The 6,321-nt window shown below is 43.2% G+C and carries 4 protein-coding genes, 1 tRNA gene and 2 pseudogenes; 4 read left to right on the top strand and 3 right to left on the bottom strand.

The features are described from left to right. Positions 1-639, bottom strand: a pseudogene (locus CWO08_RS23425) (IS3 family transposase); the annotation flags it as partial. A 109-nt stretch (positions 640-748) separates the two neighbouring features. Continuing rightward, positions 749-1,318 (bottom strand): UPF0149 family protein, encoded by a 570-nt coding sequence (locus CWO08_RS23420; protein WP_048659643.1) that lies wholly within the window; start codon positions 1,316-1,318, stop codon positions 749-751. 171 nt (positions 1,319-1,489) lie between these two features. Here CWO08_RS23420 and CWO08_RS23415 point away from each other — a divergent pair, with 171 nt between their 5' ends. The 4 genes and pseudogenes from CWO08_RS23415 to CWO08_RS23400 form a co-directional block, all read left to right on the top strand. Next, positions 1,490-3,943, top strand: a complete 2,454-nt coding sequence (locus tag CWO08_RS23415; RefSeq protein WP_108021206.1) for a hybrid sensor histidine kinase/response regulator — start codon at positions 1,490-1,492, stop codon at positions 3,941-3,943. 248 nt (positions 3,944-4,191) lie between these two features. Further along, the gene (locus CWO08_RS23410) at positions 4,192-4,641 is read left to right on the top strand and encodes an L-alanine exporter AlaE (RefSeq protein WP_048616306.1); all 450 of its coding nucleotides are present in this window, start codon (positions 4,192-4,194) and stop codon (positions 4,639-4,641) included. A gap of 180 nt (positions 4,642-4,821) precedes the next feature. Further along, positions 4,822-4,912, top strand: a tRNA-Ser gene (locus CWO08_RS23405). A 253-nt stretch (positions 4,913-5,165) separates the two neighbouring features. Beyond that, positions 5,166-6,062, top strand: a pseudogene (locus tag CWO08_RS23400) (sodium/glutamate symporter); the annotation flags it as partial. Between the two features lie 8 nt (positions 6,063-6,070). On the opposite strand, the gene CWO08_RS23395 reads toward CWO08_RS23400, so the two are convergent. Further along, the coding region (locus CWO08_RS23395) for an integrase core domain-containing protein (protein ID WP_146161782.1) at positions 6,071-6,321 on the bottom strand (251 nt) is incomplete at its 5' end.

The following is a 6,321-nucleotide window of genomic DNA, read 5'->3' as shown; positions in this document are numbered from 1 at the left end:
GCACTAATAATCGATGCATTCTCAGCAGAGAGAATAAGCGGTCTCGACCGATTTCAATGTCGTTCTGAGCAAGTAAATACTTGATCTTACGGGTCCCTATACGAGGGTGCATCATCCTTTGCTTCTTCACAAAACCGAGTACTAATTCATCTTTCTTTGTCTGATGAATTTCTGCAACACAGCGCTTGTAGAAAGCTTGTCGTGTAATACCTATGAAGTGACAAGCTTTAGTGACGGTCAACTTTCTGACCGTTTTTTCCTTAATAACTCGGCCTTGCGCTTCTTTGAGATTCGGACACCGAAATCTCGATCCATGACTTTTACAACCGCTTCAAAGAACTCAGCTTTGAGCTGAGTCTCTTCTAATTGCTGCTCGAGTTCTTTGATTCGTTGCTCTGGGGTTTGAGTTGAGGAAGAGTTTGACATAGTCGCTCCTAATGCTCTCGATTGTTCTGTTCCTTTAGACCAATCTAGTTGACCATGTTTGCGAAGCCAAACTAAAACGGTAGAGCGACCTTGGATCCCATAACGTTCTTGAGCTTGCTTATAAGTCATTTCGCCTTTTTCAACTTGGCTTACGACTGCCAATTTAAAGGCAAGAGAATAATCTCGTTGAGTACGTCTACTTGTTGTTTTCATGACACTCTCCAATTCCATGTTGGAAATGTGTCAACCATATTTAGGACGGTACACTAAAAACTAAAAAGGCCTCATAGCGAGGCCTTTTGGGTATGCATAAAACTAACTGTTATTGAGCTTCAGCCAGTGCAATACCACGCTGAGTTAGACCGCAAAGCATGACAGGCACAGCGTTAAAGATCTCTTCGAACTGCTCTAGACCTTCAATCCCTTGCTCAGCAAGCGTTGCGATTGAGGTTTCTGGATCGTAAAGCATGCTCAATGAAAGTAGGACGCCGCCAACAAGCGCGTTGTCTTCGCTCTCTTCAGGCATTAGCGTTTCCCAATCATCACGAGCAATCTGCCAGCCTTGAAGCAAGCCTTCACAAAAATCACGAGCGGCAGTGTTAACCACTTCTTCGTCGTCTAATTGACAAGCTTCAGGCCAAACCCAAGTACCTTCAATCAGTTCTGGGCGAGTTTTATTCCAAAGCTCGATGATAACTTCAATGTAGCTTTCTAGCTGTTCACCATCCGTAAAAGGCGCGACTTCTTCGCCACCCCATAAGAACGGTAGCCACTCATGCGGGGTTAACACATTGGGTGCCGCTGCCATTGCAGTGACAAATCCGATGGTTTTGTGTTCTGTGATTAGCTTTCCTTCCAACTCTGGAAGCGCAAGAATATCTTGTAAAGTCAAAGTGAGGTACCGTAAAAGGGAACATATTTGCGCTTATAGTACCAATGAACTTGTGCCAATCAAGCTTCAATCTAAAAAGGCTTGATGTCATGGATGATAAACACTAGTTTTAACAGAAAAGAAAACAATAAAAGAATTATGCAGATACGGTCGTCTTTAAAGAAAAAAAGCATGGTAGCGCTTGGGCTGTACCTTGCTATGTTTATTGCCATTGTCGGTAGTGTGACGTATTACGTCGTAGAATCCCCTGTGCGCGCCAAATTACAACAAAACCTCGACTTACGTACGCAACTGTTATCCGCATTGATTACAGAGCCACTCAGTAGCTCTCAAGGCTTTGTTGATAGTTTAGTTGGTTTTGCTCAAGCACATCGCAAAGGTGAAGATGTCATCCCGCTATTCAAGTCGATGTTAGCCGCGAGCGATGACACAATTGTTAGCGCTGGTATTTGGCCAGAACCGTATGCGTTGGATTCCGACAAGCTCTTAAACAGTTATTTTTTCAACAAAGCTGACGATGGCACGATTGATCAACTGTTCTCTTACAACAATCCTAAAAACGCCCCTTATCACGAAGAGTATTGGTATACCTCGGTTGTAGACAAGCCACAGGGAACCATCTCTTGGAGCGATGTCTATATTGATCCCTATACTCACGTTCGAATGATTACGGCTTCGTCACCTTATTACTATGACGGCACCTTTGCTGGTATTGCGACGGTGGATCTCTCGCTCGAAGAGTTGTTGGGTTTCATTAAAAACCACGCCGAAGAGTACAATCTTGGTATCACCCTGAGAGATAAACTCAACCAAGTGTTGGTTTCTCATAACTTCAATCTTGTTGAAGGCATCTATATCAGTAGCAACCAATTTGGTGATTTCGGCTGGCAAGTGGATGTGGTGAACTCAAAAACACGTGTAGCAGACGAAGTATTTCGCCAGGTGATGAGCATTGAAGGTGGTATTGTTCCGCTATTGCTACTTTGTGTGATGGCTGGATATTACTTATTGAATCGTTATTTGATTAGTCCAATCACAAGGATTGCTGCACAGGTTGATAGCTCGAAAGCCGGCGAAATCATTGATGTGGATTACTCGAGTGATGACGAAATCGGCCATTTGATTAAAACCTTTAACGAAAAGACTATTTATCTCGAAGCGGAAAAGGTTAAAGCTCAGGCATCCACCAACGCAAAAACCGCTTTCCTTGCAACCCTATCACATGAAATACGCACCCCTATGAATGGTGTGTTGGGTACCGCTCAGATCCTATTAAAAACGCCTCTAAACTCCGAACAAGAGAAGCATCTTAAGAGCCTGTATGAGTCCGGCGATCATATGATGACCCTACTCAACGAGATCTTAGACTTCTCGAAGATCGAGCAGGGTAGGTTGGATCTTGATGAAACGCGTTTCCCGCTTGATTCGATCATCGGCAGTATTAACAGTGTTTACTACACATTGTCTTCCGAGAAAGGGCTTCAATTCAAAGTGTACTCCGAGGTGCCTTCTGGTCGTTGGTATTTCTCAGATAAAGCTCGCCTGCGCCAAATTTTGTTTAACTTGTTGAACAACGCGGTGAAGTTCACCTCCAGAGGCTTTGTTGAGGTGTACTTGAAAGAAGTCGTAGAGGGAAGTGACACCTACCTTAGTATTCGAGTTCGTGACACCGGAATTGGCATCTCTAAAGAAGCTCAAAAGCGTATTTTTAAACCGTTTGAACAAGCGGAGTCTTCCACTACAAGGCGTTTTGGCGGTACGGGTCTTGGCTTAGCGATTGTGAAGAAAATTGCCCAACTGATGGATGGCAGTATTACCGTCACCAGTGAAGAAGGGATAGGCACGAGCTTTGATGTTCGCTTGAAGATTCAACCTTGCCAGCCTGGCGAAATCGAGAGCTTGCCACATAAGAAGCTAGACTACTCAGGCTTAAAGGTACTGATCGTCGAGGATAACCGAACCAATACAGTGATCATTGAAACCTTCATGAGCAGCAAAGGATTCATTTATAAGAGCGTCGAGAATGGTGAGTTAGCGATACAAGCCGTGGTTGCTGAGCGCTTTGATTTGATACTCATGGATAACCATATGCCTGTGATGGATGGTGTTGAATCAACCACTGCGATTCGTGCGTTGATAGGTGATGTGTCATCGGTATTGGTGTTTGGTTGTACGGCTGATGTCTTTAAAGAGACTCGCGAGCGTATGCTGGGAGCGGGTGTGGATTATATTATCGCTAAGCCGATTGATGAGCGTGAACTGGATGATGCTTTATTCCGCTATTCAAATAAGCTTTACCAATACCATGAAGTAAAAGCGGATGATCTCGAAAGCCAAGACGTAAAACAACACGATTCGAAAAGTAAAAGCGAGTCACTGCCTAAACCTGATCTTCGAAACAAAGATAACACTGAAGAGCTGTTAGTGACGCTGTATGTGGCGTTAGAAGACAACAACCTAGAACTGATTCAATTTGCACTAGAGAGTCTACGTGTCCACGTTGAACCTATGAACAACGCGGAACTTACTGAACAAGTCGATAAAGCGTTAGAGCAGGTTGCTTTAGGATCACCACCAACACAAGATGTCATTAATATCATTACTGTAAATCTACCGATGGCTTAAATGTTGTTTAATTACGGTAAGTAAATGACGAATTGTCCAACATTTGACCTTGGTTGGATTTTTTGGTGAAAGTAACTGCTTTTAAAGTGGTTTTTGGTTGTTAATTTACAACTTGATTTTTGATTCGGAATGTATGACTACTAATCTTGTGATTTAATAGCAACATTATCTGGTGAGGTGCAAATGTATCTTGTTTATATGTTACTAAATCACTAATTAAGCAGTGATATATTTTAGGTTTGTCGTCAATGAAGTCTCGTGGTCCATTTTGTATTCGAAACGCAGCTGCGGATACATTTGCTATGGTCGTTTTCTGTTTTATTTCTGGCATGATCGTAGAAGTGTTTATTTCTGGTATGACGTTTGAGCAATCTCTTGCTTCTCGAACGTTATCTATTCCTGTAAACATTGCTATCGCTTGGCCTTATGGCGTTTTTCGTGATTGGTTCTTGCGCAATGGTGCAAAACTTTCACAAAGCTCATTGATGAAAAACTTGTCTGACTTGATGGCATACGTGTTATTTCAGTCTCCTGTGTATGCGGGTATTTTGTTGGCAGTGGGTGCTTCAGGCGACCAGATCGTTACGGCTGTCACCAGTAATGCCGTTATCTCGTGCGGTATGGGCGTACTTTACGGCTACTTCCTCGATATGTGTCGTAAATGGTTTCGAGTTCCAGGCTACTATCAACAAGCTTAAGAAAAGAAACAAGCGTAAGTGCAGCGAAAGAATGAAATTTGGTTTGTTTTTGATCTAATGAGTTAATTTGTAATCGAACAAACCGAAAAAGGCACTTTTTTTGAGAATGCCCCTTGACCAAAGCAAGCAGAATCAATAAAGTAGCGCCTCGTTGAGTGACATGCTCAACACACAATTTGTGGAAGGATGGCTGAGTGGCTTAAGGCGCTCGCCTGGAAAGCGAGTATACGTTTATAGCGTATCTGGGGTTCAAATCCCCATCCTTCCACCACTATTCAAAACCCTAGCAGAAATGCTGGGGTTTTCTCGTTTTAGAGCCCCTATATTCACGTAATCTGCCTCCTTCCATGACGTCGCCTTTTCAAATCCTTTTCGTGATGGCCTTTTCTCTGTTTATGTGAAACACATTGATCCAGATTAGCGATTGATGTCACCGATAAACGCTTAATTTCTTGGTCTGGATCTACAAGATTAAGAGTAAGCAACATTTTGAATAATCTTAACTCTTAGGAATCTATAGCATCATGACAGAAACCCTTGTTTCTCCAATGCTCTCCTTTACTATTGCGATCTCATTACTGTTTATTGGTAAAGGTTTAATCGAGCGCTCTGAAGTATTAAGGAAGTACTCTCTGCCAGAGCCAGTTATTGGTGGCTTTGTTTGTGCCGCTACCGTAGCGGCGCTTTACTATCTATTTGAAATCCAGATCACCTTTAGCCTTGATGTCAGAGATTTTTTGCTACTTTACTTTTTTGCTGGCATTGGGCTTCAAGCGGATATTAAGACGCTGGTAAAAGGTGGGCGACCGTTGTTCATCCTGCTCTGTCTGGCTTCGGCTTTTATTGTCCTTCAAAACTTAGTTGGCATGGCTGTCGCGTCGGGTTTTGGTATGGATGCGAAAGCGGGTTTGTTGTCAGGTTCTATCAGTCTGATTGGCGGTGTGGGTACGACACTAGCTTGGGCGCCAATGTTTGTTGAAGAGTTTGGTATTGCTAACGCGCTAGAACTTGGTGTGGCTTCCAACACAGTTGGTTTGATAGCGGCGTGTGTGATTGGTGGTCCAATTGCTAACTACCTACTCAATAAACACAAAGTAAGTCCTTCTAATGAAGAAGAGGTCACCGTTGGTGCATTCCAAGAGAGTGAAACAAAAACAGAGCTAAGCCACTACGGCGTTCTATGGGCATGGTTGATTCTAAACTTGACGCTGATGCTGGGTTATAGTTTGAGTGAAGTTATCGAATCAATGGGTCTGAAACTGCCGTTATTCGTTAGCTGTTTGATCGCGGGTATCTTAATCGGAAACGTTGGTAGGGCTCTGTTCAGGAAGCGCCGTACACAAGAGAAAATTGCTCAAGGTCGCAAAGGTTTAGCGATGATCTCTGACATCTGCTTAGGCATGTTCTTAACCATGGCTTTGTGTAGTGGTCAACTGATATTGGCCACGTTCCTAGAGTTTAACCAGAACAATCGTTCTGATTCATTGGGAGTCAAACCACCGTTGTATTGGTGCGGGCGGAGTTGGCAATAATACCCAATAATGTATCGAGTAATTTCTTGTTGTGCCTCTGCAAAGCTCCGATAACCTACTGTAGGTATCCATTCCGTCTTCAAGCTTCTAAAGAAGCGTTCCATTGGTGCATTATCCCAGCAATTTCCTCGTCGAGATAAGCTTTGCT

Source organism: Vibrio sp. 10N.286.48.B8 (assembly GCF_003050085.1).
Lineage (GTDB): Bacteria > Pseudomonadota > Gammaproteobacteria > Enterobacterales > Vibrionaceae > Vibrio > Vibrio crassostreae.
This window is presented reverse-complemented; position numbering and strand designations above follow the sequence as displayed.

Excerpts from the sequence above, each read along its gene's own strand:
- CWO08_RS23410 (WP_048616306.1), top strand. The coding sequence starts at position 4,192 with ATGAAGTCTCGTGGTCCATTTTGTATTCGAAACGCAGCTGCGGATACA.
- CWO08_RS23415 (WP_108021206.1), top strand. The coding sequence starts at position 1,490 with ATGGTAGCGCTTGGGCTGTACCTTGCTATGTTTATTGCCATTGTCGGT.